The following is a 26,906-nucleotide window of genomic DNA, read 5'->3' on the forward strand; positions in this document are numbered from 1 at the left end:
CGAACCGGAGCGCCGGTTCTTGGATCAATCGTGTGTGCGTATCGTACCCCATCCACTTCGTAGAAGTTACGGTAGTTGCCCGACGACGCGAGTGAGCGATCATCCAGCGCCACGGCTAGGCGCACAGTGCTGCGATCAGGATCGGGCTCTTCAATACCCACGCGGAACAGTTCGCCGCGCACATTGAGCCCGCGCCCCCGCAGCTCGCCGCCGATCTCCACCAGATGCTCGGGCAGGCCACGCGCGGTCAACATCACCGACACCTGATCGACCGCGAATCCCTTCGCAATCGCTGACAGATCCAGACGCACGCGCGCATCAGACTTGGATAATCCCTGCTTGTTGAGCCACAGCTTGTCTGAGCCGACAAAGGCACGCAGTGAATCGAGCATGGCGCGGCTCGGCGGATCGGGAGCACGTTCAGCCGCCCCGAAGCCCCACGCATCCACCAACGGACCAACCGTGACATCGAAGTGGCCGTCGGATGCCGCGTAGACATCAAGCGCCTGTTGCACCACACTGCGAAACGCCGCCGAAATCGACACCGGCGTGGTGTCCGCAAACGCGTTGAAGCGCGACAGCTCAGACTGCGGGTCGTACGTGGACATGCTCGTGTTGATTGCCAGCAGCAGTGAATCGACGCTCTGCTGCAGCGCGTGCAGGTCGGCGACTGATCCTGACGGGCCGAGCACCACGCGATACGTCGTGCCCATGGTACGGCCGTCAAACGCCACCGCCGTAGCCGCGTTGCGCGACGGACGCAGATACGTGAACGCGACCATCCCCACCAACACCGACAGTATCAGCCACCAGCGCCGACTCCGACGCAGCGGACCTGCAGCGTTCATCGGCGCCATCATCCCACCGGATCAGCCAAAATCGTCGAACGCGATGTTCTCGGGATCAACACCAAGCGAATCGAGCATCTTCATGCACGCCTGCAGCATCATGGGCGGACCGCACAGGTAGTACTCGATATCTTCCGGCGCCGGATGCTTGGACAGATATTCTTCATACAGCACGTTGTGAATGAATCCTTTCGAGCCGGTCCAGTCGTCTTCCGGGCGTGGCTCCGACAGCGCGAGCGTCCATGTGAAGTTCGGACTTTCCTTCGCAATCTGATCGAACTCTTCCACGTAGAACGCTTCGCGCAGCGAGCGCGCACCATACCAGAACGTGACTTTGCGATCGGTGTGCAACCGGCGGAACTGATCGAAAATGTGTGATCGCATGGGGGCCATGCCGGCGCCTCCGCCGATGAAACACATTTCGTTCGTCGTGAGCTTGGCAAAGAATTCGCCGAACGGACCGGAGATGACCACCTCATCTCCCGCCTCGAGATTGAAGATGTACGACGACATCAGTCCCGGCGGCAGCCCCGACGTGCGCGGCGGCGGCGTGGCAATGCGCACGTTGAGCATGATGATGTCATGCTCCTCGGGATAGTTGGCCATGGAGTACGCACGCTGCACCGCTTCGGCCGACATGGACGTGAGCTTGAACAGCCCGAACGTCTCCCAGTCCTCGCGATACTCCTCGGGCACTTCGAAGTCCTGATACTTCACCAAGTGCGGCGGACTTTCGATCTGGATGTAACCACCGGCGCGAAACGGCACCGTTTCGCCGGCCGGCAACTCGAGCACGAGCTCCTTGATGAACGTGGCGACATTCTCGTTGGAGCGAACGCGACACGTCCAGCGGCGCACACCGAAAATCTCTTCGTCGATGTGCACTTTCATGTCCTGCTTGACCTTCACCTGACATGACAAACGCACATGGTGCCGCGCTTCACCGGGCGAGACATGACTCGTTTCCGTCGGCAACAGCGCCCCGCCCCCTTCGAGCACTTCTACCTTGCACACGCCGCACGTGCCCTTGCCGCCGCACGCCGAGGGAATGAAGATCCGATTGTTCGTCAACGTCGACAACAACGTCGAGCCGCTCGGCACGCGCAACGAACGTTCCGCATCGTCATTGATGCTGATAGTAACCTCGCCGGTACTCACCAGCTTCGAGCGCGCCACCATCAGGAGCGCCACAAGCAGCAACACCAGCAGCAGGAAGGCACCAACACCGGTAACAACCGTCAACATATGGTCAGCTCCTCATAGCTGAATGCCGCCGAACGCCATGAAGCACACCGCGAGCAGCCCGGTCACCATGAACGTGAGACCGAGGCCGCGCAGTGCGACCGGCGGATTGGCATAGCGCAGCTTTTCACGGACAGCGGCCAACGCCACGATCGCAAGCATCCAGCCGATTCCCGAGCCCAGGCCGAACACCACACTCTCACCCAGCGTGTAGTCCCGCTCGGCCATGAAGAGACTGCCTCCCAAAATCGCGCAGTTCACGGCGATGAGCGGAAGGAAAACGCCGAGCGCGGAGTACAGCGCGGGGGCGAAGCGATCGATCACCATCTCCACGACTTGCGTCAGGGCGGCGATCGTTCCGATGAACGTGAGAAAAACGAGAAACGACAGGTCAACCGTGGCGAACGCTGGATGCAGCCAGGCCAGCGAACCTTCGCTGAGCACGTTTTGCAGCAGCAGCTGATTCACGGGTACGGTGATGGCGAGCACGAAGGTGACGGCCGCACCGAGGCCGATCGCGGTGCCCACCTTCTTGGACACGGCGAGGAATGAGCACATGCCAAGGAAGAACGCCAGTGCCATGTTCTCGACGAACACCGCCTTCACCAGCAAGCTGAGATAATGACTGGTCATGTCATGGAAGCGCCCTCAGGCCGCGTGGCGAGAAACGTCCAGACCATGCTCCATCTCGATTTCCACCACCTTCTCCACTTCGACTTGCGAAGGCTTCCGCGCGCGCAGTGCCCAGATCATGCCGCCGATCAGGAAGAATGCGGCTGGTGACAGCACCATCAGTCCATTCGGCACGTACCAGCCGCCGTCACGCACGAGTGGCAGCACCGTGTAGCCGAGGATGGAGCCGGAGCCGAACAGCTCTCGGCACACCGCGACGAAGAGCAGTACGAGTCCGTATCCCATCCCGTTCCCGATCGCATCGAGGGCGCTCGCCTTCGGACCATTCTGCATGGCGAACGCTTCGGCGCGTCCCATGATGATGCAGTTGGTGATGATCAGTCCCACGAACACGCTGAGTTGCCGCGACACGCCGTAGGCGTAGGCCTTCAGCACCTGATCGCAGATGATCACGAGCGACGAGATGATCGTGAGCTGCACGATGATGCGAATGCTCGATGGTATGAGATCGCGAATCATGCTGATGCTCACGTTGCTCGCGATCAGTACCGCAATCACGGCCAGCGTCATCACCACACTGGGCGCCACCAACGTGGTGACCGCCAGGGCGGAGCAGATGCCAAGCACCTGACGCGCGATCGGATTGTCTTCGAACAGCGGATCGAGCAAGACACCGCGAGTTTTTTTGTCGAGCATGCTCAGTTTCCTCGCCCGCGCTCAGCGCGTGTTTTGTCCAGATACGGGCCGAACCCGTTCGGGCCCAACCAGAAGTCGAGTGTCGCGGAGACCCCGCGCCCCGTAATCGTGGCGCCGGACAGTCCGTCCATACGATACGGATCGGTGGCCGGATCGCCGGCCGTGCCCTTGATCACTTCGAGCCGCACAGCGCCGGTCTCGTCGATCGCCTGCCGCCCGATCCAACGAGCCTGCCACCGAGGATTTTCGATTTCACCGCCAAGCCCTGCAGTCTCGCCGTGTTCGTAGAACGTGATCCCGGACACCGTGCGCGCATCAGGCTCCAGCGCGAGATAGCCGTACATGGTGGACCAGAGTCCGTAACCCTGAATGGGCACCACGATCGTGCGCAGTTGATCGTTTTCACGCACTTCGTACACCACCGCCACCTTCGGAATGCGCAATACTCGCGCCGCGTTCTCCGGCGCGGCGACGCTGAGAGCCGGATCGCGGGACGCCCGGCGCTGGTCGTACGTCTCGGCGTCGATCGTGTCGACCGTGCTACCATCGGTAATATCGATCGGTCGCGCGACGATGTATTCGTTGAATCGCGACTCGACCTGTTCGGGCGACAACCGTTCTTCAATGTCGATGAGACCGGCGACCGTGAGCACCTTGGTGAGTCGGTCGAGTCGTTGATTCTGTTCCTGCCGCGGTCGCAACATGACCGCCGCCGCCGCGATGGGCACTGCACACACCAGGCACACGAGAGCGGCAAAGCCGATCGTGTACGCAGTGGAATCACGCCGTGCGATGGCCATGGCGCGCCGCCCTCCGTCGAATGTTGGCGGTCACAACCGCATGGTCGATCAGCGGCGCGAACATGTTCATGAACAGAATCGCCAGCATCATGCCTTCGGGATAAGCCGGGTTGACCGAGCGGATGAGCACACACAACAGGCCGATGCCGAAACCGTAGGCCAGCTTACCGGTGCGTGTGAATGCGGACGACACCGGATCGGTCGCCATGAACACGGCACCGAAGGCCCAGCCGCCGAGCACAAGATGATACATCGCCGGCATCGCCAGCATCGGATTGGTCGAGGCGTCGAGCATCGTCAATCCCTGCGCCGTGAGCAGTGTGCCGACCAGCACACCCAGCATCGTTTGCCACGCCGCGATGCGCGTCACGAGCAGGAACGCCGCACCGATGAGTACCGCCAGCACCGACGTTTCACCCATGGAGCCGGGAATGCGTCCGAGAAACGCATCCATGTACGTGAGTCCCTCGAGATGACCCGACCCTTCGGCAAACGAGGCGAGCCACGTGGCACCCGATCGTCCGTCAGGCTGCGTGGCGGCCACCCACACTTCACCGGAAAGCTGCGCGGGATACGCGAAGAACAGGAACGCGCGCGTCGTCAGTGCCGGGTTCAGGAAGTTCATCCCCGTGCCGCCGAAAATCTCTTTGCCGATCACCACGCCGAACACCGTGCCCATCGCCACCATCCACAGCGGCACCGTGGCCGGTAGGATGAGCGGAATCAACGTGCCCGTCACGAAGAACCCTTCGCTGATCACATGGCCGCGAATCACGGAGAACACCACCTCTGCCGTGCCGCCCGCGATCAGCGTGACAATCAGCACGGGAAGGAAATAGAGTGCGCCGTGCACCATGCAGCTGAGTATCGAACCCGCATCGGGTTTCAGACCCGTCGCCGTGAACACAGCCGTTTGCCAGTTGTCGAGCAACGTGCCGCCTTGCGCCACCACGTGATGGATCTGATAGCCGGTGTTGTACAGCGCCATCAGAATGCACGGGATCAGCGCAAACACCACGAGCAGCATCATGCGTTTGAGATCGATCCCGTCGCGAATGTGCGGTCCACCGGTCGTGATCGCGGAGGGCGTGAAGAAGAAACTCTCCATCCCCTCCCAGAACGGATATAGTTTCTCGAACTTCGCGCCCGACGCCACATACGGCTCGAGCTTGTCGAACACACTACGAACCAGTTTCATCTATCGCTCCGACGCGATGAGATCAAGCACGCGCCGCAGCGCCGCGCCATACTCGTACTTGCTGGGACAGACGAACGTGCACAGCGCGACATCTTCTTCATCGAGTTCGAGCACACCGAGCGATTCCGCCCATTCGGCGTCGCCCACGGAAATGGCACGCAGCAAGTGCGTGGGCATCAGATCCATGGGCATCACCTCTTCGTACAATCCGATCGGCACCATCGCGCGACGACCGCCGTGCAATCGGGTGTCGAACGCGCGTTCGCGCTGGCGCGCCCACGACGCGAGGAACACGGGCAGGTACGTGTACGAGCGCGACGCCGGCAGCATCCAGCCGAGGAAGGCGCTCGCGCGGCTCTCGGGAATCACCGAGATCTGTTGGTGAAAGCGACCGAGGTAGCCGGTAATGTCGTCGTCGACTTGTCGTCCGGTCAGCACGGAGCCACTGATGATGCGGTGATCGCGGGTGGCGCCGTGGCCGTTCGACGAGGCCGCGTGTGTGTCGCCTGCGTTCAGTTCTCCGTGCAGCAACTCGCGCACATTGGCGCCGAGCACCGTTCGCAGGAGTCGCGGTTCCCGCACCAACGGCCCGCCGAGCGACACGACCTGCGTCGCGTCAAGATGTCCGGTGCGCAGCAACGCACCAAACCGCATCACATCCTGCGCGCCGAGATGCCACGCCACATGCTCGCGCGACACGGGTGCGAGCCTGTGAATGTGATAGCCAACCGTGCCAGCCGGATGTTTGCCCGTGAACTCGGCCACATGCACGCCCTTCACGCCATCACCACTGTGTGATCCCAACGCACGGCAGAGATAAACTGGCGCATCTGTCAGCGCGACCAGCGCCTCGAGTCCGCGTGCAAAGTCTTCGCTGCGTTCTGCGATAATGACATCGACGTGTGGCGCGAGCGGCTGTGTGTCCATCGCGGTCACAAACAGCGCGTGCGGCGTGGCGTCGGGCGACGGCACTTCGCTGAAGGGGCGGGTTCGCAGCGCGGTCCACAGTCCGCTCTCGAGCAGCAGCGCCCGCAACTTCGCCGGATCACGCCCGATACTGTGGCTCCAGGAGGCGAAGGGAGCAACGGCATCGGAAAAGTCGGGCGGCGACACGTCGAGCATCACCGACTGAATGACCCGACGATCACCGCGATGGATCGCCTCCACGCGACCGGCAACGGGCGCCGTCACCCGGAGGCGTTCGTCGCGGCGATCCTGATAGATGGGCTGACCGGCCCGCACTGTGTCACCGACCTGCACCATGAGCCGAGGACGAACCCCTCGGGCGTCGGGTGGGAGCAAGCCTACCTTCGACACATCACGCGCGGCGTGAATCACCTGCGATGGAACGCCGGTGATCGGAACGTCAAGCCCTCGGGAAACCGTATGGGCAGACATGGACTGGCGGGATTGGAACGGGGGAGTGTCGGCAACTGTTACCAAGGCTAACCAGACCTAATCTAATGGAGTTGACCCGATTTCGTGGACGCCCGACTCGCCCGAATTCTGGGGCGGAGGTGGTACACGGGATCGAACAAGAACGGAGCGCAGAGCATGGCACCGACCGGCCCCCGGGATCACACCGCCGCATCAGATGCGTCAGTCCTAGAGTCGCTCCACCTGAGCGCACGCCGCGATCTTGCCGTCGCGGGTCATGAGCGGCACGTCGAGCGCCACCGCAGTGGCGGCGATGAGCCGATCTCCGCGCTCGGAGATGGCAAAGAGATTCTGCGCACGGCTCACCGCGTCGGCGGTGAGGTCGGCGGGGATGTAGACCTTGCTGCCGAGCAGGTCGTCGAGCCACTCCTCGAACGGGCGCGGGAGTAGTACCCGGCCGAGATGGACCAACTCCCCCACCTCGGCCAGGACGAACGTCGGCACATAAATGGCCGCCTCGCGCCGGTCGGTCCGTTCGAAGTGGTCCCGTGCCCGCGGGCCGAGCTTCGGGACCCGTCCGTTGGCGTGCCACAAGAGACTGTGCGTATCGGTCGCCGCCAGCACGCGCTGCTCGCTGCGCGCGGCGTCGGGCGTCTCGCGCAGGGCCGCCACGGCGTCATCTACGTCCCCGCTCACCGCGAGCGATCCTGCAAGTCGGAACGCCGGCCCGTCCGGAGCCGGGCCCAGCAGCGCACAGACCGTCTGCTCGAGCCGGCGCACGTAGTCACGGAACCGCGCATTCACGAGCAGCGCGCGTCCCTGTCGGCCTTTGTACTCGACTTCGACCATCGCGGAGGGGTCGGCGACGACGGACTCCAAGAGTGGAAAGAAGTCATGACGCGCCTGGGTGGCTTTCACCGTGACGGTGTGCTCCTGATGCTCCTCGAGCAGCGCGAGCGCCGCGGCGACAGGCGAGAGCGTGGGGGACGACATTCGCAACCATCCTGTACGGGTGTACGTACAACCGTCTAGTATAGTCTGGCCTTGGCGCAAGCTCGCACCGGGCGTGGCCAGTCTTTCGAGCTTGGGACGTCCTTTCCCGTGGTCCGAGCCACCCCCCATGCCACGGCCACCAGTGGCTCCCGCGCTCACCACTACACGCCGCGTCGTTCCGATGACGCTCGCCGCATTCCGATGACAGTAGTCCGCGCCATCCGCGCTACACTCGCACCATGCTTGCCGCCGCCCCCTCCGCCGCCGTCCTCGGCATCGATGCTCTCGACGTGCTCGTCGAAGTGCATGTAGCCAATGGGCTACCTCAATGGACGCTCGTCGGACTCGCCGCGACGGCAGTGAAGGAAAGCCGCGACCGCGTGCACGCGGCGCTGGCGAATTCAGGATTCACGATTCCACCGCGACGCATCACGGTGAATCTCCAGCCCGGCGATCTGCCGAAAACCGGCACCGCCTTCGATCTCCCCATCGCGCTCGCCCTGCTCGCCGCCAGCGGACAACTCCCCGCCGAAGCACTGCAGCACACCTGCGCGGTAGGAGAACTGGGACTCGATGGACAACTCCGCAGTGTGCGCGGGGTGCTCGCTGTGGCGCGGCATGTGGCTGCGACCAGCGACGCCCTGCTCATCGTCCCGCCAGATAATCTGGCCGAAGCCCTGCGCGTGCCCAACGCGCGCGCCATGGCCCCACGCACGCTCGCAGAGCTCGTGCACGCGTTGCGTGACGGCACCGCGCGCAGCGACACCCGCCCGCGACGCACCGATGCACCTCCAAACGACACCCCGGAACTCGGCGATGTCGTCGGTCAGTCGCTCGCGGTGCGCGCCCTCGAAATCGCCGCCGCCGGCTCGCACAATTTGCTACTCGTTGGACCGCCAGGCGCCGGAAAAACCATGCTCGCCCGCCGACTGCCGGGTATCCTGCCGCCGCTCGATGAACAAGAAGCACTCGAAGTCCTCGCGATTCATTCGGTGGCCGGACTGCTGGGCCCTGAACATGTGCCCAGCAGCGCCACACCCGCGCGCCCGTTCCGCGCACCGCATCACTCTATCTCAACCGCAGGCTTGGTCGGTGGCGGCAGCTGGCCACGCCCCGGAGAAGTCAGCCTCGCCCATCGGGGCGTGTTGTTTCTCGACGAGCTCTCGCTCTTTCCGCGACATACACTCGAGTCCCTGCGACAACCCCTTGAAGACGGCGTGGTGGTCGTCGCTCGCGCCGCCCGCTCGGTGCGCTTTCCCTCGCGCTTCGCCCTGATCGCCGCCAGTAATCCGTGCCCCTGCGGCTACGCCGGCAGCACCGATCGCCATTGTCGATGCTCCGTCGCCGACCTCGAACGGCATCGCGCACGACTGTCAGGTCCCCTCGCCGACCGCATCGACCTGCATGTACATGTGCAGCGCGTGCCGCCAATCGACTTGTCCACGCATACACCACAGGAACGGACGAGCGAAGTCCGCGCCCGCGTGATCGCGGCCCGCGAGCGCCAGCGCGTGCGATACGCGCATACCGACGGCACGCAGCCGCTGGCGGCGCTCACCAACGCCACGGCGCCAGTACGCTTGATAGCCCCCGCCGCTCGGCTTGAACCCGAAGCCCGCGCCCTGCTCGTGCGCGCCGCCGACAAGCTCGCGCTCAGTGCCCGCGCCTATCATCGCGTGCTGCGCGTCGCCCGCACGATCGCCGATCTGGACGACACCGATGTCGTCAGCCGCCTGCACGTGGGTGAGGCGCTGCGCTATCGGCCGGTGGTTGACGAAGCGTCAAGTGTGGAGCTGCCAAGGAGCGGAACTGCCAAGGGCTTAGGAAGCAGGGAGGAGGGTCTCAGGAGGGAGGAGGCAGTGAATCACGCGCCGTTGCTGCTTCCTCCTGACTGATTCCCTCCTCCCTGCTTCCTAAGCAGTTGGCAGTACCTCAGGAATGCGTCTTTCCAGCTTCGTCGGCTTCCGCACGACTGACTGACAGCGGCGGCTCGTCTGCGCCAAGCGTCCTTGGGAACGCCGCCGCCTCCAGCCACGCACCGCGGACACAGGACCGCGTATGATCGATCGGAAGTTGTACGTAGCCCGATTGGGCTACATATTCAGATAGCAGTGAAGCGATTCCCATTTCAGGAGCACCGCATGGCCAAGTCGGCAACCGTACGCGCCCGGGTAGAGCCTACCCTCAAGCACGATGCTGAGGATGTCTTGGCACAGCTCGGCATATCCCCGACTGCCGCGATCAGCATGTTCTACGAACAGATCGCGCTGCGGCACGCATTGCCATTCGAGGTGGCGCTCCCGAACGCCGCCACGCGGGCTGCGATGGTGGACGCCGAAGCAGGACGCGTGACTCGGGCCAGTGACGTGAAGTCGCTGCTCGCTCAGCTCGACGCCGACGATTGACCCGTGTACACGCCGAGCTTTACGGGTCAGTTCAAACAAGATCGAAAGCGGGCCCGGAAGCGCGGTTGGGACATCGAACACTTGGGTCGAGTGATGGTAACGCTCATTGACGGCAATACGCTCGACCCCATTTACCGGGCGCACACGTTGGGTGGGCAGTACAAAGCGCACTGGGAGTGCCACGTCGAGACCGATTTCTTGCTCATCTGGCACTACGCGCCGAACAATGAAATTGTGTTCGTGCGAACGGGGACACACGCCGACCTGTTCTAGCCTGGTTGCCAAGGAGGGCGAGCAGTCGTGCGAGGGTTCCAGATCTTTAGTCCCCCTACTCGCGCGCCGCTAGCGCTCAACGAATACTCCGCTACTGCGGAACCGTTACCACAAACAGCGACGGCCACAGCTTGCCCGTGAGCAGGACCCGATCGGTCGTACTGTCATACGCAATCCCGTTGGCCGTCCCGCCGCGCGCACCCACCAACGTGCGCTCCTCAGGCGTAAGCGGCTCGCTCACGTCGATCCAGCCTTTCACCACACCGCTGGTCGGATCGATGCGCGCGATTGAGTTCGTCTGATACACATTCGCCCACAGCTCGCCTTTCACCCACTCGAGTTCATTCAGCCATCGCACCGGCTGGCCTGCTTCGCGCACGTCGAACGTGCGCGTCACCTTGTACGTGAGCGGTGCAATCACACGAACCGTCGATGTGCCGTCGCTCTGATACAGGCTCGTTCCGTCGGTCGCGAACCCGCACCCCTCGCCGTCATAGCACACGCGGTCGACAATACTCAGGTCTGCCAGCGAGTACACCGTACCGCGGCCGCGACGCCGCGCGAGTTGGTACAATCGACCGTTCAGCACCGCGATGCCTTCGCCCAACGCGGCGTCGGGCGTCGCGGTATGCCTGATCACGCGTCCGGTCCGCAGCGCGACTTCACGCACGTCGGATTGGCCTTCGAGACCGGTACCCTCGAACAGGCGCTCACCGTCGAGCAGCCGCCCCTGTGTGTACGCCAACGAGTCGTGCGCAAAACGCTCCAGCACCGTTGGGCGAACCACCGGCGTGCTCGCCTCGAACGTCGCCCCCGCAGGCGGTGAGCATCACCACCGTCATCAGGCTTAGTCGCGCGTTCACGCCGAAACTTATTTCGCGTTCCGCAGCACCACGCGCCCCGCCCGTACCCCCGTCGCCTTCCCGCCGCTTACCGCCACGGTGCCGTTCACGACCACCGTCTCGATCCCCACCGGATACTGATGCGGCGCCGCAAACGTGCTCATGTCCTTCACCGTGGCCGCGTCGAACACCACCACATCGGCCACGTTGCCCACCCTCAGCACGCCGCGATCGGTCAGCCCGAGTCGCCCTGCCGGCATCTGCGTCATCTTGTGAATCGCCGTCTCCAGCGACAGCAACTTCTGATTGCGCACATACTCGCCGAGCACGCGCGGAAAGGTGCCGTAGGCGCGCGGATGCGGGTGGCCGTCGCCGGGGCTCGAGAGGCGTCCATCACTGGCGATCATCGTGAAGGGTGCCACCATGATGCGACGCACGTCCTGTTCGTCGAGCACATGATAAATCGCGTTGCCACCGCCGTTCAACATAGCTTCCAAAACGAGCGCGGCACCGTTCTCCGGCGTGGGTGCGAGTTTGCGACGCGCCGCCCAGTCTTTCAGCGTTTTCCCTTCGAGACTCCTGTCCCACGCCACGCGAGAGAATTGCACGCGCGCCAGATCACCGCCACCACGATCGTTGAGAATGTTGTCGACAAGGCCGCGCACAATACTGTCCTTGAGCGCCGGCACCGCCAGCCGCTTACGAAATTCCGCGTCGCCGCCGGCCATCGCCCAACTCGGCACCAGCACCCCGATGCCGGTATGCGTCGCGGTATACGGATACTGATCCACCATCACGTCGGTACCGGCCTTTCGCGCGCTGTCGACCATGGCCAGCGTGATCGTACTCTTGCCCCACATCTGCTGGCCCACCGCCTTGTGGTGTGTAAGCACTACCGGAATGTGCGCCCGTCGCCCGATCTCGAGCGCCTCAGCCACACCGTCCAGCAAGCCGATGCCCTCTTTGCGCAAGTGCGACGTGTAGATGCCGCCGCTATCGCTCGCCACCTGCGCCAGCGCGATCACTTCTTCGATGTTCGAGTACGTGCCGGGCAGATACAGCAAGCCGGTACTGAGACCGAAGGCGCCCTGCCCCATGGCCGTAGCGACCATCTGCTTCATGCGCGCCAGCTCGGCCGCATTCGGCGCGCGCGCCGCCATCCCGAGCACCGCACGACGCACGTCGTTGTGCCCTACGAGGTACGCCACATTGATTCCGATCGTCGCGGTGCGCACCGAATCGAGATACGGCGCCAACGGCAGCGGTGAGCCGCCATCGGGTCCACCTAGCGCCAACGTGACGCCTTGCCGCAGCGCACTCTCCATGAGCGGGTACTGTAGCAACGGTTCCAGATGCGCATGCAGATCGATGAAGCCCGGCGACACGGTGCGCCCCGTCGCGTCGATCACGCGTGAGGCGCTCGCTCGCGGGAGCGACGGCGCCATGGCCACGATGCGATCACCCCGGATACCAACGTCGAGCCGTTGAGCCGCGCGCCCCGTGCCGTCGAGCACCGACCCGCCGGCGATCAGGATGTCGAAACGCTCGGTGGCCGCTTGTCCTTGCAGTGGCGCAGCACTCAACGCCGTGACCGCGGCGAGCGCGCGCGCCGAGAGGAGTCGTGGGATCATGAGTCGTACGGTCGGGAGTACGGAGTAGGGAGTAGGGGGTAGTTAAGAGCTTACTGCACGCCGAGGACTTCCACATCGAATACGAGCGTGGCGTTGGCCGAAATCGGGCCCTGACCTTGGGGGCCATACCCGAGCACCGAGCCGATCACGAGCTTTCTTTTGCCACCCACCTTCATGCCGAGCACGCCCTGGTCCCAGCCCGCGATCACCTGCTGGGCGCCCAGCGTGAAGCTGAACGCCGATCCGCCTACGTTCGTATCGAACCGACTGCCGTTGATCAGCCATCCCGTGTACGTCACACGAACCACGCGTCCAGTCACCGCTTCGGCGCCGGTACCAACCACGAGATCCTGCACGTACAGGTTGTCACTTCGCCGCGTCATGTTCGCGATGGTCACGCCGAGCGATGACGCGTACGTCTCGACGGCGGGATTGGACGGGATGTTGGGCGCCGTGCTGTCGCTACCGCAGGCGCTCAGCAGAGCGGACGCACCGAGCACAGGCAGAGCAATGAGGCGTCGGATGGAAGAGCGAGTCACGGACAGCAAAGATTGGCGCATGAGTTTCGAGGGAAGAGCGGACACGGTCCGCGTAACGACGGATGAGGCGCAGGATCGGGTCCCGCTGCCCGTACCCGTAAAAGATAAGCCGTTGCGCCCCACGTCGGCTTCCCCTACGCTCCGCAGTATGGTCCGCCTTACCCTGCCCGACGCCCTGAACGCGGCCGACAACCCCTTGGACGTGCCAATGGGATCGACCGGTGGACATTCGGCGGTGTCACGTCGGTTCCTGCTGCAGCTGGCGCGGGCCCTCCACAAGCATGGCACGCCGGCGCACCGATTGGAGACGGCCCTTGTTATCACGGCCAGACGGCTAGGACTCGAGGCCGAGTTTTTCTCGACCCCGACCAGCATCATGGTGGGGATCGGCAATCTCGACGACCAACGTGTGTCGCTGCTGCGCGTGGAGCCGGGGGAGCCGAATCTTGGGCACCTTTCCACGTTGGGCGACATCACGCGCGGCGTGATCGAGGGCACGCTCTCACCGGCCGAAGGCTTGAGCCAGGTCGAGGCGCTCGACCAGCAACCGCCGCCCTACCCACAGTGGCTGGTGCTGTTTGCCTTCGTCTGTTCGTCGGCGGCGGTGTCGTGCTTCCTGAAAGTGCGCGTGGGCGACGTGCTCACGGCGTCGTTCCTCGGGCTGCTCACCGGAGTGATCGCACTGCTGGCAATTCGCCGGGAAAGCACCCGGCACGTAACGGAACCGCTGGCGGCGTTCGTGGTCACGGCGGTGGCGTTCACGATCGATGGCGTCATGGGCACACGCAGTGGCTTTGCCACGTCGCTGGCGGGGCTCGTGGTATTGCTGCCCGGGCTCACCTTCACGGTGGCGCTCACCGAGCTGTCCACCCGACATCTCGCGTCGGGTACCGCGCGTTTGAGCGGAGCGATTGTCGTGTTCCTCGGGCTCGGCTTCGGCCTCGCGCTGGGCGCGCAAACCGGCGACGCGCTGGGGCCGATGTTGCACGAGGCCCTGCCCTCGCTGCGTGGCGCGTTGTCACGAGACGCGCTCCCGGGGTGGACCGAGTGGATCGCGCTGCTGGTCGCGCCGCTCGCGTTCGCGGTATTGCTCAGCGCACAACGGCGCGACATCGGTAGCATCGTCGTGGCCTGCGGTGCCGCCTACCTCGTGTCCAAGTTCGCGGGCGCATCGGTTGGCGAGCAGCTCGGTGCCTTCCTCGGCGCCTTCGTAGTCAGCGCCGGCAGCAATCTGTTCGCGCGCTTCAAGCGGCGCACTTCGATGGTGACGCAGGTGCCGGGCCTGCTCATTCTGGTGCCGGGCAGTATCGGATTGCGCAGCATGCAGTCGATGCTGGGTCAGGATGTTGAAATGGGCATCGCCACGGGATTTCGTGTGGCGATCATCGGCATCTCGCTGGCAGCCGGCTTGTTGGCCGGCAACGTAGTCACGAGCGCGGTGAACCGGATCCGGCGCTAAGCGGCCGCGTCGGCTTCTGCGCGGAGACGCTGAACCGTTGCGCTGAATGCCGGTCGCCCCCATGCGAGCAGCGCGATGGCGAGCGACATGCCGAAGACAGCCGACAGCGAGAGCGAGTAGCGAATTGCGAGCGGATCGCGAAACACCTTGTCGGTGAGCAACGCGACGGCGGTTGGACCGAGCGCGCCGGACAGCAGGTTCACGACGAGCTGATACATCGCGCTCCCCTGTCCGCGCATACGCGGCGGCATCGCTTCCGCGACGGCCGCGTTGGCGGCGCCCCACGGCATGGCGGCGAAGATATTCACAGGAACCAGCAGTGCTGCCGCGAGCAGCGGCGAGGGCACGATCGGATAGAGTCCAGCGAAAATCAGCATGCCGAGTGCTCCGAGCATCCCGACGCGCAGCGGGGCATCGATATGTCCTTGTTGCGACCAGCGGTCGGTCAGGCGACCACCGAGCATCACACCGAGCGGCCCGATCGTGAACGTGAGGACGCCCTGCAGTGTACCCGCCTCCTGCACCGTCCACCCATGTGTACGAATCAGAAACGTGGCGAGCCATGCTCCGACGCCGTAGTTCACCGATGCCGAGCAGGCGAATCCGAGTGAAAGCGCACCGAGCGTGCGCGCATTGGTGCGTAGATAGACGATCACATCGGCAAACGGAGCCTGCTTCTCAGGTGCGGATGATTCCCCACCCACGCTCAAGGCGCGCGGCTCCCGAATGGTCAGCGCGAGCAGCGCCACCACGAGACCCGGCAACCCGACAACGAAGAACACCAACTGCCAAGGAAACACATCGCCGATTATCGGCACGGCCACGAGCCCCGGCTTGTCCACGCGTCCAACGACATACGCGCCGAGCGCGTACGCCACACCCGATCCGAGAAACGTGCCCATCATGTAGGTGCTCATCGCCACGCCAAGTCGTCGTGGCGGAAACTGACCAGCAATGATCGAGACGGCGGCCGGACCAAGCGTGGCCTCTCCCGCGCCCACGCCGATACGGGCGAGGAATAGATGCCCATAGCTGCGAGCCGTGCCGGTGAGCATTGTCATTACGCTCCACACCATCGCCCCGAGTGCGACAATCCGCGGGCGGTGTCCGCGGTCGACCCATCGTCCGATCGGCAGCCCGAGCAACGAGTAGAACACGACGAAGCCGAGCCCCATGAGCAAGCTGACCTGGGTGTCCGTGACCCGAAGATCACGCTTGATCGGCTCGACGAGTAACGAGAGGATCTGTCGATCGACGAAACCCGACACGTTCGCGATCGTGAGGATCGCGACGGCGTACCAAGCCTGCGCGGGCGTCACCAGACGCGAGTCGTCCGATGCGCGTGCCGTCGATTCGGAGCGAAGTGGCGTAGTCACCCCTGAAAGCTGAACGTGCGCGCAAAGAATTGCACGCGAATCACGCGACCGACCGCAGGGAATCTCGGGTAGATTTCACGATGTCCGACGTGACCACTGGTCCCTCAGCACTACTTTGGCCGGCACCGCAGTTCGTGCCGCCCCCCAGGGACGCGCCGTCGGCCTTGATGTTGGCGCGCGTCGACGTGCCGGTGATGTTGGATGCCGACACGAGCCGCTGGCTCCCGGCATTGGTGACAGATGCCCGACTGCATTTCGACGAAGCCGCGCTGGTCGAGGCCATGCCCCCGGCCCGACGCGCGACCTTCGTCGCGGGCCGGCTCGCCATGCGCGCGGCGTTGCGCCATACGCTCTCGCCGCTCGATGCCCACGTCCCGATTCTTCGTACGGAACGTGGCGCGCCGGTACTGCCCCCAATGGTGGCGGGCTCGGTAAGCCACAAGCATGACGCCGCACTCGCGTCGATGCTGCCGCGCTCCGCAGTTCCGGCTGGTACGTCATTGCACGTGGGCGTCGATCTCGAGCACCGGCCCACCGAGCGCGACCTCGCGCGGCCCTCGATAGCCCGGCGCATTCTCACGCCACACGAACTCGACGCGCTGTCGCTGCTCGATCACGATCCGCTCGCGCAACGCGAACGCGTGATTCTGTCATTCGCCATCAAGGAAGCGATCTACAAGGCGATCGACCCTTCGGTGCAGCGCTACGTGCGCTTCACCGAAGTCGCGTTGCGTTTCACTGACGAGAGCACGGTCGCGGTCTCATTGCTTTTGCCGGAGTTGGCGAACGGCGAGATCTCCGTCCGTGCGCAGTACGTACTCGACGACCGCTGGATTATGGCGACGGCCGTTGCTTCGACGGAGTACGGCTCGCAGTAACAGAGCAAACCATTCGCGCGAAGTCCGCGAAGAACGCGAAGAGACGCGAAGAACAGCGTTTCTTTCTCAATTCTGTTGCTGTTCTTCGCGAGCCTTCGCGTTCTCCGCGAGCTTCGCGTGAACCAGCCAACCATCAGCGAAACACGGCGCCATCCGCAAGCACACCCACCATGCCAGACCTTACGCAACCCGCCGCGCCACATGCTGCGCAATCCCACCGAACAGATACCGCTTCACGCTGACGATTTCGAATCCTTCCCGCCGCAGCAGCGCCGAGAATTCGTCGGCCGTCATGAAATCCCGGATACTGCGTGCGATGTAGCCGTACACGATCGGATCGCGGTGCCAGAACCAGCCCACGAGATTGCCGGCCACCGACAAGTACCACAGGAACAACGCGCGCCACGGTGCGAAGCCCGGGCGGTAGAAATCGAGCGTGACGAGCGCGCCGCCGGGCCGTAGCACGCGCGCCATTTCGCGCACGCACTGTGCCGGATCGGGTACGTTGCGCACACCATAGCTCGCGCTCACCACATCGACGCTGGCGCGCTCCTGCGGTAGCGCCATCATGTCGCCCACCATCGGCGTCACGCGCGCCGACACGTCGGCGTCGATCGTGCGCAGTCGCTCGCGCGCCGCGTCGATCATGCGCGGGGACGCGTCGAGTGCCGTCACCGTGGCCCGTGGAACGGCGCGGGCGAGTTGCGCGGCCACGTCACCCGTACCGCTGGCCAGATCGAGCAGACGGCGGGCCGTCGGTGCCACCGCGATCGCCGCGGCAATGGCGCGTCGCTTCCATCCCGCGTCCATCCCCAGTGAGAACAGGCGCGTGAACGCGTCGTAGCGCGGGGCGATGATGTCGAACATCGGCGTCACGAACGCCTGCTTGCGCGACGGATCGGTGAGATACGCGTCTACATCGAGTGAGCCGAGCTTTGCATCGGGCGAACCGGTCGGCAGCGTCATTCGATCCAGGACGGGGTATATTACAGGTATGTCGGCACCGGCACGTACTCCTCGCGGCAGCATCAGCTTCAGCACGCTGGCCATTGTACTGGTCGCGCTCGCGTGTACCGTGATGGTCGCCAAGCGCGCGACCGCCGAAAAGGATGTGGTCAATCTACTGGCCGATCACGGCGTCGTGGCGGGTACCGACACCGCGCCATCCACCGCGCCTACGGCTGATCAGGCCATCGGCACCTTCAAGGTGACCGCGTTGAATGGCAAAGTGATTCCCCTGCACACCAAGGGTGAACCGGCCATTCTGATGATCAGTTCGCGCACCTGCAGCTGGTGCAAGCGCGCGCTCAAGGATCTGGGCGTGATGTCCGCGGGACGTCCACTGCCGCGTCTCAAGCTGCTCACGCTCGAGGGGGCCGGCGAGGGTGTCGCCATGCTCGCCAAAGAAAAGCTCACCGGCGCGCAGCTCATCGGGCCGGCCAGCAGCTCCGATCAAGTGCTGCTCACGTTCCGTTACCCCGGAACGCCCACCTTCGTGGCAATCGATCGCAACGGACGCGTGGTGCGCACGCTCCCCGGCTACCCGATTCCCGACGAGATGAAGCACTGGTACGCTGTCATGGTCGGCGATCAGGACGTTCCCTAGTCCGGCTGCCCGGCGCTTACGCCTTGGCCAGACGCTTCCGGTCGAGCGTAACCAGAACCGCGCAGAGGGTGATCGTTACCGCTGAGACCACGCACCACGAGCAGAAACCCTTCAGCACGATGAACTCGCCGTACTTGAGCCTGAGCGTGAACAGCACCGCCGGCCAGATCATCAGCTGCATGAGCGTATTCGGCCACGTCTCGTCTTCGTACTTCGCCATCGTGCCGATCGTCGCCGCCGCGAACAGCATCGCGTAGCCGACCGCGCCGATAAGGGCCACGTCGACCCCCCAAAACGATCCGTAGCGGCTACCCTGCACGTACTCGCAGCCTCCGGCGGTGCTGCAGCCGAGGGCACCGGTAAGGCCGAGCTTCCAGAGGTGCAGATACAGCGCGACCAGCCCCGAGATGAGGCTGCCCAACGCGATGCCCATGCGCTGTGTCACGTGATGCGAGGTATGAGAAGAGATGAGGGGGACCGAACGACCGCGGGACTCTACCGCGTAAGATGCCCTGACCGTACCTTCGCGCGCCATGACGCCTTCTCCGACTGCCGATGTTGCGCGCGACGCGCAGATCACTGCTACCCGCACCCTCGCTCGCACCCGCTGGCGGGTGGCCGCGGTGCTGACTCTGCTGATGGTCGGGGTCTACTTCGGTTTCATTCTGCTCGTGGCCTATCGCCCGGCCCTGCTCGGAGGCCTCGTCAGCGATGGCCTGTCCCTCGGCATCGTCCTCGGCGTACTGGTCATCGTGTCCGCCTGGGTGCTCACCCTGATCTACGTGCAGTGGGCCAACCGGGTCTACGATCCAGCGCTCGCTGCGCTCCGCGCGATGCCGGGCTCCGAAACCGCCGCTCGCCAACCACCGGGAGGCGCCCGATGACGCTCGGCACTCCGGATCCGGTGGCGATCGGCTTCTTCGCCGTCTTCATCGCCATCACCCTCGGCATCACGTATTGGGCGGCCCGGCGTACGAAGACCCCCGATCATTTCTATGCCGCCGGGCGATCGGTCACCGCCGGGCAGAACGGCTTTGCGCTCGCTGGAGACTACATGAGCGCGGCGTCGTTTTTGGGCATCGCCGGACTCGTGTCCACCAGCGGGTTCGATGGGCTGATCTACTCCACCGGCTGGCTCGTGGGCTGGCCCGTGGTGCTGTTTCTGATTGCCGAACCGCTGCGCAATCTCGGTCGATACACCTTCGCCGATGTCGTCGCGTCCCGGCTCGATCCGATGCCCGTACGGATCAGTGCCACGATCGGCACGCTGGCCACGATCGCGTTCTATCTCATTGCGCAGATGGTCGGCGCCGGCAGTCTCATTCGCCTGCTCTTCGGCATTCCATACGAAACGGCCGTGGTGATCGTGGGCTGCGCGATGATGGCGTATGTGCTGTTCGGCGGTATGCTGGCCACGACGTGGGTGCAGATCGTGAAGGCGGTGCTGCTGCTCGGTGGGGCGGCCACGCTGGCCATCATGGTGCTGGCCAAGTTCGGCTTCGATCCGCGCGCCTTGTTCGCCGCCGCGGCGGCCAAGTACGGCTCCGGTGTGCTCGCCCCGGGAAAACTGGTCAGCAATCCACTCGACGCGATCTCGCTGGGCATGGCCCTGATGTTCGGGACCGCCGGCCTGCCGCATATCCTCATGCGCTTCTACACGGTACCCGATGCCCGCACGGCGCGACGCTCGGTGTTCATCGCCACCGGACTGATCGGCCTCTTCTACCTCATGACGTTCATACTCGGCTTCGGCGCCATGGTGCTCGTAACGCCCGAAGCGATCAAAGCGATCGACGCGGGCGGCAACATGGCAGCGCCTATGCTGGCCGAGTTACTGGGTGGACGAGCGTTCTTCGGGTTCATCGCCGCCGTCGCCTTCGCCACCATTCTGGCGGTCGTGGCGGGCCTCGCCCTCTCCGGCGCGGCGGCGATCTCGCATGACATCTGGGCCAGTGTCATTCGGAAAGGACATCCCAAGCCTGGCGAGGAGATCAAAGTCGCGCGCATCGCCACCGTGGTGCTGGCCCTCGTGGCGATGGCGCTCGGTATCGCCTTCAAGGGGCAGAACGTCGCGTTCATGGTGGGACTCGCCTTCGCGATCGCGGCCAGCGCAAACTTCCCGGCGCTGGTGCTCAGCGTATTCTGGCGACGCACCACGACGGCCGGCGCCGCCAGCAGCATGATTGTGGGGGCTACCTCCACGCTCGTACTGATCGCGCTGTCGCCGGCCGTGCAGATCGACCTGCTGCACCACGCCACTGCCATCTTCCCGCTCAAGAATCCGGCACTGGTCACCATACCGCTGTCGTTCGCGACCGGCATTGTGGTGTCGCTGCTGCGCCGCGACCCGGCCAGTGAAGCCAGGCATGAAGCCATCGAAACACGACTGCTGCTGGGCGCCGACTAAACCACTCGGCAAGAAATTCCGCACGAATCCCGGCGGGATTTCCCGCATGGGACCGGACGTATAGACCGGCAAAGCCTGCCGGCTTGCTTGGTGCACCGAGTTTCCATCGAACCCGCTGTCAGCGCGGTAACACAAAGCGAGACAGTGACTTATCTCACATTTATGGTCACACGCAGCCCGTCGGCTGCGCCGATATGGATGAGCGGCATGCAGGTTGCGTAGGTGAGGGGTGCCACACGTACGGTGCGACGTGGGCGGGAACTCCCTCGGACCGATGGCGGTTCCGGAATCCCGACAAGCATCAACCCCTCCGTTCATGTCCGATCGTCTCGCTGTTCGCACCCCGTTCTGGGGCGTCATCACCATCCTCGCGCTCGCGGCGGTCGGCTTATCGGCCAGCGCGTCGTTTGGTGCCGTACCCAGCTTCGTGAATGCGGCGCCGTTGCTGTCGGCTGCGGCGCTCATCATCGCGATCGCCGGCTGGCGTCTGCTGCACCGCGAACTGCTGCAGCGAATGCAGGAGGACGACTCGCTGCGCGATCGGGTGCGCCGCCTGCAAGACGCGATGCAGTCGAATGTAGACGGTATGTTTCTGCTGCGCGCAGTGCGTACCGCAGCGGGTGAGATCACCGACTTCGAGATCGCCGATGTGAACAGCAGCGGCGCCGCGACCCTGTACCGCACACGAGATCAGCTGGTCGGACGTCGCATTCGTGAAGAGCTGCCGACGCCGATGGCCGACATGCTGTTCGAGCGCTACGTCGATGCGATCACGTTGCGCACCCCCGTCGTGGAGGAGCTCCGTGTGGACCGTCGCGCCGTGGCCGCGAGTTGGCTCTTTCATCAGGCCGCACCGACGACCGACGGACTGGCCGTCACGGTGCGCGATGTGTCGTCGCGCAAGCGTGATGAGCTCCGCCTGCGGAAGGCGTGTCTGACCGACGATCTCACGCGACTGTACAACCGTCGCGGCTTCATGGCCCTCGCCGAACAGCATCTACGCATTGCGCGCCGCCATGGCAAAGACGCGGTGGTCATGTACGTCGACATGGACGACTTCAAGCTGCTCAACGACAGCCACGGCCACGCCGCCGGCGATCGTGCGCTGGTAGCCGTGTCCCGGCTGCTCCAGAACACCGTTCGTGACTGCGACGTGGTTGCGCGCATGGGCGGTGACGAGTTCACCATCTTCGCGCTCGACGCCGATGGCATGGGTGCCCGTGCGATCCAGAAGCGACTCGACGAACGCCTCGCCCTGTTCAATGCGTCGGGCGAGTTGCCGATGCCACTCTCGCTGACGGTAGGACATACGCGCGTCCGTCCCAGTGACACGGCGTCGGTGAGCGAGCTGCTTGCGCGCGCCGACCAACTCCTGTGTGCGCGCAAGCGTCGTCGGCAGATGACGAAGGTGGTCGAAGCGCGCCAACAGCATCGTACGCCGCGACCGTCGCCGCGTCTTGCGCCGATGTCGGTCCCGGCCGAGGTCGCCGCGATGGCGCGGGCCGCTGCCATGGCGCTCCCGAATGCCGCACCGCCCATGTCGCCCGCGCTCTCCGCCACGATGTTACCGCAGATGGCCAACACCGGACCTGCCGTGAGCGGGACTTTTCTTCCCACGCACGCCGCGTAAGCAAATCGCCATCAGCTCGTTGGCGTTCCGCATCGGCACACCAGTACGGCTCACCTCGGCGCTTGACCCCCGTGGGGGCAGCCGCCGAGGTTTTGTGTATGACATTCCGCGCAGTGAATCCGGCGACCGGCGTCGCCTTGCACGAAGTTCCGCCGCTCTCCCCGAGCGAACGTGGCGCGCTGATCGAACGCGTGCATCGCGAGCAACAACAGTGGCGTCGCACCGATCACGCACGACGTGCGCGCTTTGTGCAGGCGCTCGGTGTTGCGTTGCATGCGCATCGCGAGGCACTCGCCGAGTGGCTCTCGCTCGAGATGGGCAAGCCGATCGTGGCCGCCCGCGCCGAAGTCGACAAGTGCGTATCGCTCTGCGAACAGGCGCCGGCACTCGCGCAGGCCGCACTCGCCGACGACGTGATCGTGCACGACGCCATCAGTGATGTGCGCATTCAGTATGCGCCACTCGGCACCGTGCTGGCCATCATGCCGTGGAATTTCCCGTACTGGCAGGCGCTGCGATTTGCCGTGCCCACGCTGCTCGCCGGCAATGGCGTCCTGATCAAGCCGGCCGGTTCGGTGCCCGGTGGTGCACGGCTACTCGATGACTGTTTCGCCGCAGCACGGGCCGCCGCTCGGGCCGACGATGCGTCCGTACCCGATGCGCCGTGTCACATGGCATTCATCGAGGTGGAGGCACTCGATGGTGTGATTGCCGACGCGCGCATTGCGGGTGTCACACTCACGGGCAGCGATCGCGCCGGCCGACATGTCGCGTCGGTAGCGGGAACACATCTCAAGAAAGTCGTGCTCGAACTTGGCGGCAGCGATCCCTTCATCGTGCTCCCCGACGCCGACATCGCACTGGCCGCCGCACAGGCAGTTGCCGCGCGCACCGTGAACTCCGGACAGTCCTGCATCGCCGCGAAACGCTTCATCGTGTGCGACGCGGTGTACGACGAGTTTCTGGCGCGCTTCGTGGATGGCATGCGCGCGTTACGCGTGGGCGATCCGCGCGATGAAGCGACACAAATCGGACCGATCGCCACCGAGAGCGTACGCGACGGTCTTGTCAAACAAGTGCAGGATTCGATCGCCGCCGGTGCTCGTGCCCTCGTGGGCGGCTCCACGGAAGGACTCGCTGGTTTCTTCTATCCGCCCACGGTCCTCGTGGACATCCCCGACGATGCCCCGGCGTCGCGTGAAGAGCTGTTCGGTCCGGTTGCATCGGTGTTCCGCGTGGCCGACGTGGCGGCCGCAATTGCGAAGGCCAACGACACACCCTTCGGGTTGGGCGCCAGCGTCTGGACGCGCGATCCCGTGGTCGCCACGCAGTGCATCGAAGCACTCGACGTGGGCATGGTCTTCGTGAACGAGATGGTAGTGTCGGACCCGCGCTATCCGTTCGGCGGCGTGAAGCAATCCGGTATGGGCCGCGAACTGGGCCCACTCGGATTCCGCGAGTTCACCAACCCGAAGGCGGTTCGACGGGCTCGTCTTCCTGAAGCCCTCCGATAAGACGCCGCCACCACGGACGCTGATCTTCAGCGCGTCGCGTCACACGCACCACCTGTCGCCAGGCAATGCGCATTTCGCGTGCGTCGGCAAACCGATCTTCGACGCGCGCCGCGAGTCCGTGCAGCAGCCAACCACCGAGCGCCTCGGGGAATTCATCTTCCTCGAGCCGCGCCGCGAGATTACCAGACAGCTGCTGAGCCAGAATCGTTTCCGCCGGACCGTCGCCGAACGGCGCATGCCCGGTGATCACGAAGTACACAATGCTCGCCAGGGCATAACAGTCGGTGGCCGGCCCCTGCGCCTCACCCAGCAGCTGCTCGGGTGCGGCGAAGGACGGTGTACCCGACGTGCCGGCACGCCCTTCCCCGAGGGCGTACGCAATGCCAAAGTCACCGATTCGCCACCGGCGGTACCGATCGATCAGAATGTTTTCCGGCTTCAGATCCCGGTGAATAATGCCGCTCGTATGCGCGGCGTGCAGCGCTTCGAGCACCTCATCCACCTGCGGCGCAATTTCTTCGAACTGGCGCGGCCCGCTGCGCGACACGAGACTGGCCACCGACCCGCCTTCCGCCAACTCCATCGTGTACCACACGATGTCGCCACGACTGTCAGTATCGTAGATCGGCACGATCGCCGCGTGCGCAAGCTGCGCCGCGAGTCGTGCCTCGCGGCGAAATCGCGCCACGGCCGAGTCATCCTTCGCGATGTGCGGATGGAGCACCTTGATGGCGACCTCGCGCGACAGCGCGAGATCACGGGCACGCCATACGCTACCGAACATGCCGCCTCCCAGCGGCGACAGGATCTCGTAGTCGTCGGCCGTGGCCCAGCGTAGACGCGCTTCGGCCGAGTTGAGCGCGAGCGGCAACTCGTCGCCTTCAGGCGCAATCATCATCTGACGCACCGACACATGCCGGTCCATGTCTCGCAGCATCGCCGCGATAGTCGGGAACCGGTCGTCGGGCCTGGGGGCGAGGGCACGCTCCAACACGGCGGCCAGCGCCTGCGGACACTCCGGGCGCAGCAGCGACATCGGGGGCACACCATGCTCCGGCGGGGTCTCGCCCGTCAGCATCGTGAACAGCATCGCCGCCAACTGCCATTGATCCGACGCCGGTGTGGGGCGCCAATCAGTGGCCGACCACTCAGGAGGCCACGGCGTATACGCCGGGTCGGGTCGGAGTCCGACCGGACGCTGATCACGCGGCAATACCCATTCCCACCCCAACACCCACAATCGCCCGCCGGGGGTCAGCCAAATCGTACTCGCCGAGATCGCCCCGTGTGACGCACCGGTGTCGTGCAGGTAGGCCAGCGTACTTCCTGCCTCGCGCAGCACCTGCATCGCGAACGGAATCGCCTCTGGCCCGAGCCGCGTGACGCGCGACAATACAGTTTCCCCACCGATCCAACGGCGGAGGTACCCCGGGCCACGACGACTCTCCTGATAGGAGGCCCAGTAGTGGTAGGTCGTCGGAATCGATGGATGATTCCGGTGCGCCAAGGCGCGTGCTTCGTTCTTCAGCCACTCGTCGTGACTCGAGTCTGGCGCGCTCACCAGCGAGAGTGAACGACCGAGCGCGTCGATCACTTCCTGATAATGCCGATACTCGCGCTGAATTGCCTCGTGTCCCCACGACCAGCCGGGGGGCAGCGACCACGCCTCGAGATGCGGAGCCGGCGACGTCGTTGGCCGATGGTCGGGAGAAGGCGCGAACTGACTCATGACAGACAGTTTAACGACCGGAGCAAAGTCATGTGCGAGTGGCGCGTCGAAGCGTAAGGCGGACCGTCGTGCCGGCGCCCGGCGTACTCGTCAGGCCGATCGTCCCACCCCACCCTTCGATCAACCGGCGGCTGATCGCCAACCCCAGACCACTGCCGCTGGTCCGCGTCGAGAAGTGCGGTTCGAATACCTGCGGCAGCACATCTGCGGTGATCCCCGTGCCGTCGTCTGACACGTCGATCACCACGTGGGTGGCCGTCCCTTCGACATGCACCAAGACCGTCCCGGCATCGGCCAGTCGGGCATTCTCGAGCACATTGAGCAGCACTTCCTTCAGTTCGTCCTGCTGGGCGAACGCGACCACCGGTTCCGCACCGGGTTCAGGCGCCTCGATGTTCCAACGAACACCGGCCTCGCGTTCGCCGTCCTCACCCAACCGTTCGAGCGCCATCACGTCGTGCACGACCGCCGCGACATCCACCGGCACGGCAGGCAGACGATCCTCCGGCGCGGTGCCGTAGCGACTGAAGGCCCGCGCGATCTCGTCGAGATGATCGATCTCGGCCAGCACGCGCGACACGTTGGTATCGAGGATCTCGCCGAAATCGCCGCGTTGGTCGCGGTAGGCGCGGAGCAGGTGCTGCACCCCCAGTCGTATCGGCGTGAGCGGATTCTTGATCTCGTGTGCGACCTGCCGCGCCATCTCACCCCAGGCCAGCACGCGTTGCGCCGAGGCGAGCTCGGTGACGTCATCAAGCGTCAACACGGCGCCGCTCGGCAGTCGCGTGAGTCGCGCGCGCATCTGTCGCCCGAGCACCATGAGTTCGAAC

The 26,906-nt window shown here is 64.6% G+C and carries 25 protein-coding genes and 1 pseudogene; 10 read left to right on the forward strand and 16 right to left on the reverse strand.

Annotated elements, in window-relative coordinates:
* From ACESNG_RS14105 to ACESNG_RS14140, 8 genes are all read right to left on the reverse strand, one after another.
* Positions 1-860, reverse strand: an 860-nt coding sequence (locus tag ACESNG_RS14105; RefSeq protein ID WP_373069467.1) for an FAD:protein FMN transferase, incomplete at its 3' end; no start/stop codon positions are given.
* Between the two features lie 9 nt (positions 861-869).
* A complete protein-coding gene (gene nqrF / locus ACESNG_RS14110) occupies positions 870-2,093 on the reverse strand; it encodes an NADH:ubiquinone reductase (Na(+)-transporting) subunit F (protein ID WP_373060881.1) in 1,224 nt (407 codons plus the stop codon).
* A 12-nt stretch (positions 2,094-2,105) separates the two neighbouring features.
* On the reverse strand, positions 2,106-2,723 hold the full coding sequence (gene nqrE / locus ACESNG_RS14115) for an NADH:ubiquinone reductase (Na(+)-transporting) subunit E (protein WP_373069469.1): 618 nt from the start codon (positions 2,721-2,723) through the stop codon (positions 2,106-2,108).
* Between the two features lie 15 nt (positions 2,724-2,738).
* The gene (locus ACESNG_RS14120) at positions 2,739-3,419 is read right to left on the reverse strand and encodes an NADH:ubiquinone reductase (Na(+)-transporting) subunit D (RefSeq protein WP_373060883.1); all 681 of its coding nucleotides are present in this window, start codon (positions 3,417-3,419) and stop codon (positions 2,739-2,741) included.
* 2 nt (positions 3,420-3,421) lie between these two features.
* On the reverse strand, positions 3,422-4,219 hold the full coding sequence (locus tag ACESNG_RS14125) for a Na(+)-translocating NADH-quinone reductase subunit C (protein ID WP_373060884.1): 798 nt from the start codon (positions 4,217-4,219) through the stop codon (positions 3,422-3,424).
* Positions 4,200-5,417, reverse strand: a complete 1,218-nt coding sequence (locus tag ACESNG_RS14130; protein WP_373060885.1) for an NADH:ubiquinone reductase (Na(+)-transporting) subunit B — start codon at positions 5,415-5,417, stop codon at positions 4,200-4,202. Before ACESNG_RS14130 ends, ACESNG_RS14125 begins: the two co-directional genes overlap by 20 nt.
* The gene (locus tag ACESNG_RS14135; RefSeq protein WP_373060886.1) at positions 5,418-6,815 is read right to left on the reverse strand and encodes a Na(+)-translocating NADH-quinone reductase subunit A; all 1,398 of its coding nucleotides are present in this window, start codon (positions 6,813-6,815) and stop codon (positions 5,418-5,420) included.
* 207 nt (positions 6,816-7,022) lie between these two features.
* Positions 7,023-7,787 carry a type II toxin-antitoxin system VapC family toxin gene (locus ACESNG_RS14140; protein WP_373069471.1) on the reverse strand — a complete coding sequence of 255 codons (765 nt, stop codon included), beginning with the start codon at positions 7,785-7,787 and terminating at the stop codon, positions 7,023-7,025.
* A 239-nt stretch (positions 7,788-8,026) separates the two neighbouring features.
* Here ACESNG_RS14140 and ACESNG_RS14145 point away from each other — a divergent pair, with 239 nt between their 5' ends.
* The 3 genes from ACESNG_RS14145 (at position 8,027) to ACESNG_RS14155 (ending at position 10,465) form a co-directional block, all read left to right on the forward strand.
* The gene (locus ACESNG_RS14145; protein ID WP_373069473.1) at positions 8,027-9,682 is read left to right on the forward strand and encodes a YifB family Mg chelatase-like AAA ATPase; all 1,656 of its coding nucleotides are present in this window, start codon (positions 8,027-8,029) and stop codon (positions 9,680-9,682) included.
* Between the two features lie 246 nt (positions 9,683-9,928).
* On the forward strand, positions 9,929-10,192 hold the full coding sequence (locus ACESNG_RS14150; protein WP_373060889.1) for a type II toxin-antitoxin system RelB/DinJ family antitoxin: 264 nt from the start codon (positions 9,929-9,931) through the stop codon (positions 10,190-10,192).
* Positions 10,193-10,195: 3 nt separating this feature from the next.
* Entirely contained in the window at positions 10,196-10,465 is a 270-nt protein-coding gene (locus ACESNG_RS14155; RefSeq protein ID WP_373060890.1) for a type II toxin-antitoxin system YafQ family toxin, read from the forward strand.
* A gap of 91 nt (positions 10,466-10,556) precedes the next feature.
* On the opposite strand, the pseudogene ACESNG_RS14160 reads toward ACESNG_RS14155, so the two are convergent.
* The 3 genes and pseudogenes from ACESNG_RS14160 to ACESNG_RS14170 form a co-directional block, all read right to left on the reverse strand.
* Positions 10,557-11,255, reverse strand: a pseudogene (locus ACESNG_RS14160) (glutaminyl-peptide cyclotransferase); the annotation flags it as partial.
* 81 nt (positions 11,256-11,336) lie between these two features.
* Positions 11,337-12,938, reverse strand: coding sequence for an amidohydrolase family protein (locus ACESNG_RS14165; protein ID WP_373060891.1), 1,602 nt, complete (start codon positions 12,936-12,938; stop codon positions 11,337-11,339).
* A 50-nt stretch (positions 12,939-12,988) separates the two neighbouring features.
* Complete coding sequence (locus ACESNG_RS14170) at positions 12,989-13,477, reverse strand: FKBP-type peptidyl-prolyl cis-trans isomerase (RefSeq protein ID WP_373060892.1); 489 nt, start codon at positions 13,475-13,477, stop codon at positions 12,989-12,991.
* Positions 13,478-13,625: 148 nt separating this feature from the next.
* Between ACESNG_RS14170 and ACESNG_RS14175 the strand changes: the two genes are divergently transcribed.
* Positions 13,626-14,936 carry a threonine/serine exporter ThrE family protein gene (locus ACESNG_RS14175; RefSeq protein ID WP_373060893.1) on the forward strand — a complete coding sequence of 437 codons (1,311 nt, stop codon included), beginning with the start codon at positions 13,626-13,628 and terminating at the stop codon, positions 14,934-14,936.
* Here the strand turns inward: ACESNG_RS14175 and ACESNG_RS14180 are convergent.
* Positions 14,933-16,312, reverse strand: a complete 1,380-nt coding sequence (locus ACESNG_RS14180) for a spinster family MFS transporter (protein ID WP_373060894.1) — start codon at positions 16,310-16,312, stop codon at positions 14,933-14,935. The genes ACESNG_RS14175 and ACESNG_RS14180 overlap by 4 nt on opposite strands.
* Before the next feature lie 80 nt (positions 16,313-16,392).
* On the opposite strand from ACESNG_RS14180, the gene ACESNG_RS14185 reads away from it, so the two are divergent.
* Positions 16,393-17,190 carry a 4'-phosphopantetheinyl transferase gene (locus tag ACESNG_RS14185; RefSeq protein ID WP_373060895.1) on the forward strand — a complete coding sequence of 266 codons (798 nt, stop codon included), beginning with the start codon at positions 16,393-16,395 and terminating at the stop codon, positions 17,188-17,190.
* Positions 17,191-17,370: 180 nt separating this feature from the next.
* On the opposite strand, the gene ACESNG_RS14190 is transcribed toward ACESNG_RS14185, so the two are convergent.
* Positions 17,371-18,156, reverse strand: coding sequence for a ubiquinone/menaquinone biosynthesis methyltransferase (locus ACESNG_RS14190; protein WP_373060896.1), 786 nt, complete (start codon positions 18,154-18,156; stop codon positions 17,371-17,373).
* Positions 18,157-18,184: 28 nt separating this feature from the next.
* Here ACESNG_RS14190 and ACESNG_RS14195 point away from each other — a divergent pair, with 28 nt between their 5' ends.
* Positions 18,185-18,796 carry a TlpA family protein disulfide reductase gene (locus ACESNG_RS14195; protein WP_373060897.1) on the forward strand — a complete coding sequence of 204 codons (612 nt, stop codon included), beginning with the start codon at positions 18,185-18,187 and terminating at the stop codon, positions 18,794-18,796.
* A gap of 16 nt (positions 18,797-18,812) precedes the next feature.
* Here the strand turns inward: ACESNG_RS14195 and ACESNG_RS14200 are convergent, their stop codons facing one another.
* A complete protein-coding gene (locus tag ACESNG_RS14200; protein WP_373060898.1) occupies positions 18,813-19,241 on the reverse strand; it encodes a vitamin K epoxide reductase family protein in 429 nt (142 codons plus the stop codon).
* 88 nt (positions 19,242-19,329) lie between these two features.
* On the opposite strand from ACESNG_RS14200, the gene ACESNG_RS14205 reads away from it, so the two are divergent.
* From ACESNG_RS14205 to ACESNG_RS14220, 4 genes are all read left to right on the forward strand, one after another.
* Positions 19,330-19,680 carry a DUF485 domain-containing protein gene (locus ACESNG_RS14205; RefSeq protein WP_373060899.1) on the forward strand — a complete coding sequence of 117 codons (351 nt, stop codon included), beginning with the start codon at positions 19,330-19,332 and terminating at the stop codon, positions 19,678-19,680.
* The gene (locus ACESNG_RS14210; protein ID WP_373060900.1) at positions 19,677-21,203 is read left to right on the forward strand and encodes a sodium:solute symporter family transporter; all 1,527 of its coding nucleotides are present in this window, start codon (positions 19,677-19,679) and stop codon (positions 21,201-21,203) included. Before ACESNG_RS14205 ends, ACESNG_RS14210 begins: the two co-directional genes overlap by 4 nt.
* 316 nt (positions 21,204-21,519) lie before the next feature.
* On the forward strand, positions 21,520-22,833 hold the full coding sequence (locus ACESNG_RS14215; protein WP_373060901.1) for a GGDEF domain-containing protein: 1,314 nt from the start codon (positions 21,520-21,522) through the stop codon (positions 22,831-22,833).
* Positions 22,834-22,931: 98 nt separating this feature from the next.
* The gene (locus ACESNG_RS14220; protein WP_373060902.1) at positions 22,932-24,347 is read left to right on the forward strand and encodes an aldehyde dehydrogenase family protein; all 1,416 of its coding nucleotides are present in this window, start codon (positions 22,932-22,934) and stop codon (positions 24,345-24,347) included.
* Here the strand turns inward: ACESNG_RS14220 and ACESNG_RS14225 are convergent.
* Both ACESNG_RS14225 and ACESNG_RS14230 read right to left on the reverse strand, forming a co-directional pair.
* Positions 24,295-26,076 carry a protein kinase domain-containing protein gene (locus ACESNG_RS14225; protein ID WP_373060903.1) on the reverse strand — a complete coding sequence of 594 codons (1,782 nt, stop codon included), beginning with the start codon at positions 26,074-26,076 and terminating at the stop codon, positions 24,295-24,297. The two genes, ACESNG_RS14220 and ACESNG_RS14225, sit on opposite strands and share 53 nt — an antisense overlap.
* A 28-nt stretch (positions 26,077-26,104) precedes the next feature.
* Positions 26,105-26,906 (reverse strand): PAS domain-containing sensor histidine kinase (locus ACESNG_RS14230; protein WP_373069475.1); only part of this gene is annotated, 802 nt, incomplete at its 5' end.

Source organism: Gemmatimonas sp., from assembly GCF_041689975.1.
Taxonomy (GTDB): Bacteria; Gemmatimonadota; Gemmatimonadetes; order Gemmatimonadales; family Gemmatimonadaceae; genus Gemmatimonas.

Bases quoted from the DNA above. Each gene is read 5' to 3' on its own strand.
- ACESNG_RS14190 (WP_373060896.1), bottom strand. From the start codon at position 18,156: ATGACGCTGCCGACCGGTTCGCCCGATGCAAAGCTCGGCTCACTCGAT.
- ACESNG_RS14195 (WP_373060897.1), top strand. From the start codon at position 18,185: ATGTCGGCACCGGCACGTACTCCTCGCGGCAGCATCAGCTTCAGCACG.
- ACESNG_RS14220 (WP_373060902.1), top strand. From the start codon at position 22,932: ATGACATTCCGCGCAGTGAATCCGGCGACCGGCGTCGCCTTGCACGAA.
- ACESNG_RS14150 (WP_373060889.1), top strand. From the start codon at position 9,929: ATGGCCAAGTCGGCAACCGTACGCGCCCGGGTAGAGCCTACCCTCAAG.
- ACESNG_RS14215 (WP_373060901.1), top strand. From the start codon at position 21,520: ATGTCCGATCGTCTCGCTGTTCGCACCCCGTTCTGGGGCGTCATCACC.
- ACESNG_RS14145 (WP_373069473.1), top strand. From the start codon at position 8,027: ATGCTTGCCGCCGCCCCCTCCGCCGCCGTCCTCGGCATCGATGCTCTC.
- ACESNG_RS14135 (WP_373060886.1), bottom strand. From the start codon at position 6,815: ATGTCTGCCCATACGGTTTCCCGAGGGCTTGACGTTCCGATCACCGGC.
- ACESNG_RS14140 (WP_373069471.1), bottom strand. From the start codon at position 7,787: ATGTCGTCCCCCACGCTCTCGCCTGTCGCCGCGGCGCTCGCGCTGCTC.
- nqrF (WP_373060881.1), bottom strand. From the start codon at position 2,093: ATGTTGACGGTTGTTACCGGTGTTGGTGCCTTCCTGCTGCTGGTGTTG.
- ACESNG_RS14205 (WP_373060899.1), top strand. From the start codon at position 19,330: ATGACGCCTTCTCCGACTGCCGATGTTGCGCGCGACGCGCAGATCACT.
- ACESNG_RS14125 (WP_373060884.1), bottom strand. From the start codon at position 4,219: ATGGCCATCGCACGGCGTGATTCCACTGCGTACACGATCGGCTTTGCC.
- ACESNG_RS14185 (WP_373060895.1), top strand. From the start codon at position 16,393: ATGTCCGACGTGACCACTGGTCCCTCAGCACTACTTTGGCCGGCACCG.
- ACESNG_RS14165 (WP_373060891.1), bottom strand. From the start codon at position 12,938: ATGATCCCACGACTCCTCTCGGCGCGCGCGCTCGCCGCGGTCACGGCG.
- ACESNG_RS14120 (WP_373060883.1), bottom strand. From the start codon at position 3,419: ATGCTCGACAAAAAAACTCGCGGTGTCTTGCTCGATCCGCTGTTCGAA.
- nqrE (WP_373069469.1), bottom strand. From the start codon at position 2,723: ATGACCAGTCATTATCTCAGCTTGCTGGTGAAGGCGGTGTTCGTCGAG.
- ACESNG_RS14130 (WP_373060885.1), bottom strand. From the start codon at position 5,417: ATGAAACTGGTTCGTAGTGTGTTCGACAAGCTCGAGCCGTATGTGGCG.
- ACESNG_RS14210 (WP_373060900.1), top strand. From the start codon at position 19,677: ATGACGCTCGGCACTCCGGATCCGGTGGCGATCGGCTTCTTCGCCGTC.
- ACESNG_RS14225 (WP_373060903.1), bottom strand. From the start codon at position 26,076: ATGAGTCAGTTCGCGCCTTCTCCCGACCATCGGCCAACGACGTCGCCG.
- ACESNG_RS14175 (WP_373060893.1), top strand. From the start codon at position 13,626: ATGGTCCGCCTTACCCTGCCCGACGCCCTGAACGCGGCCGACAACCCC.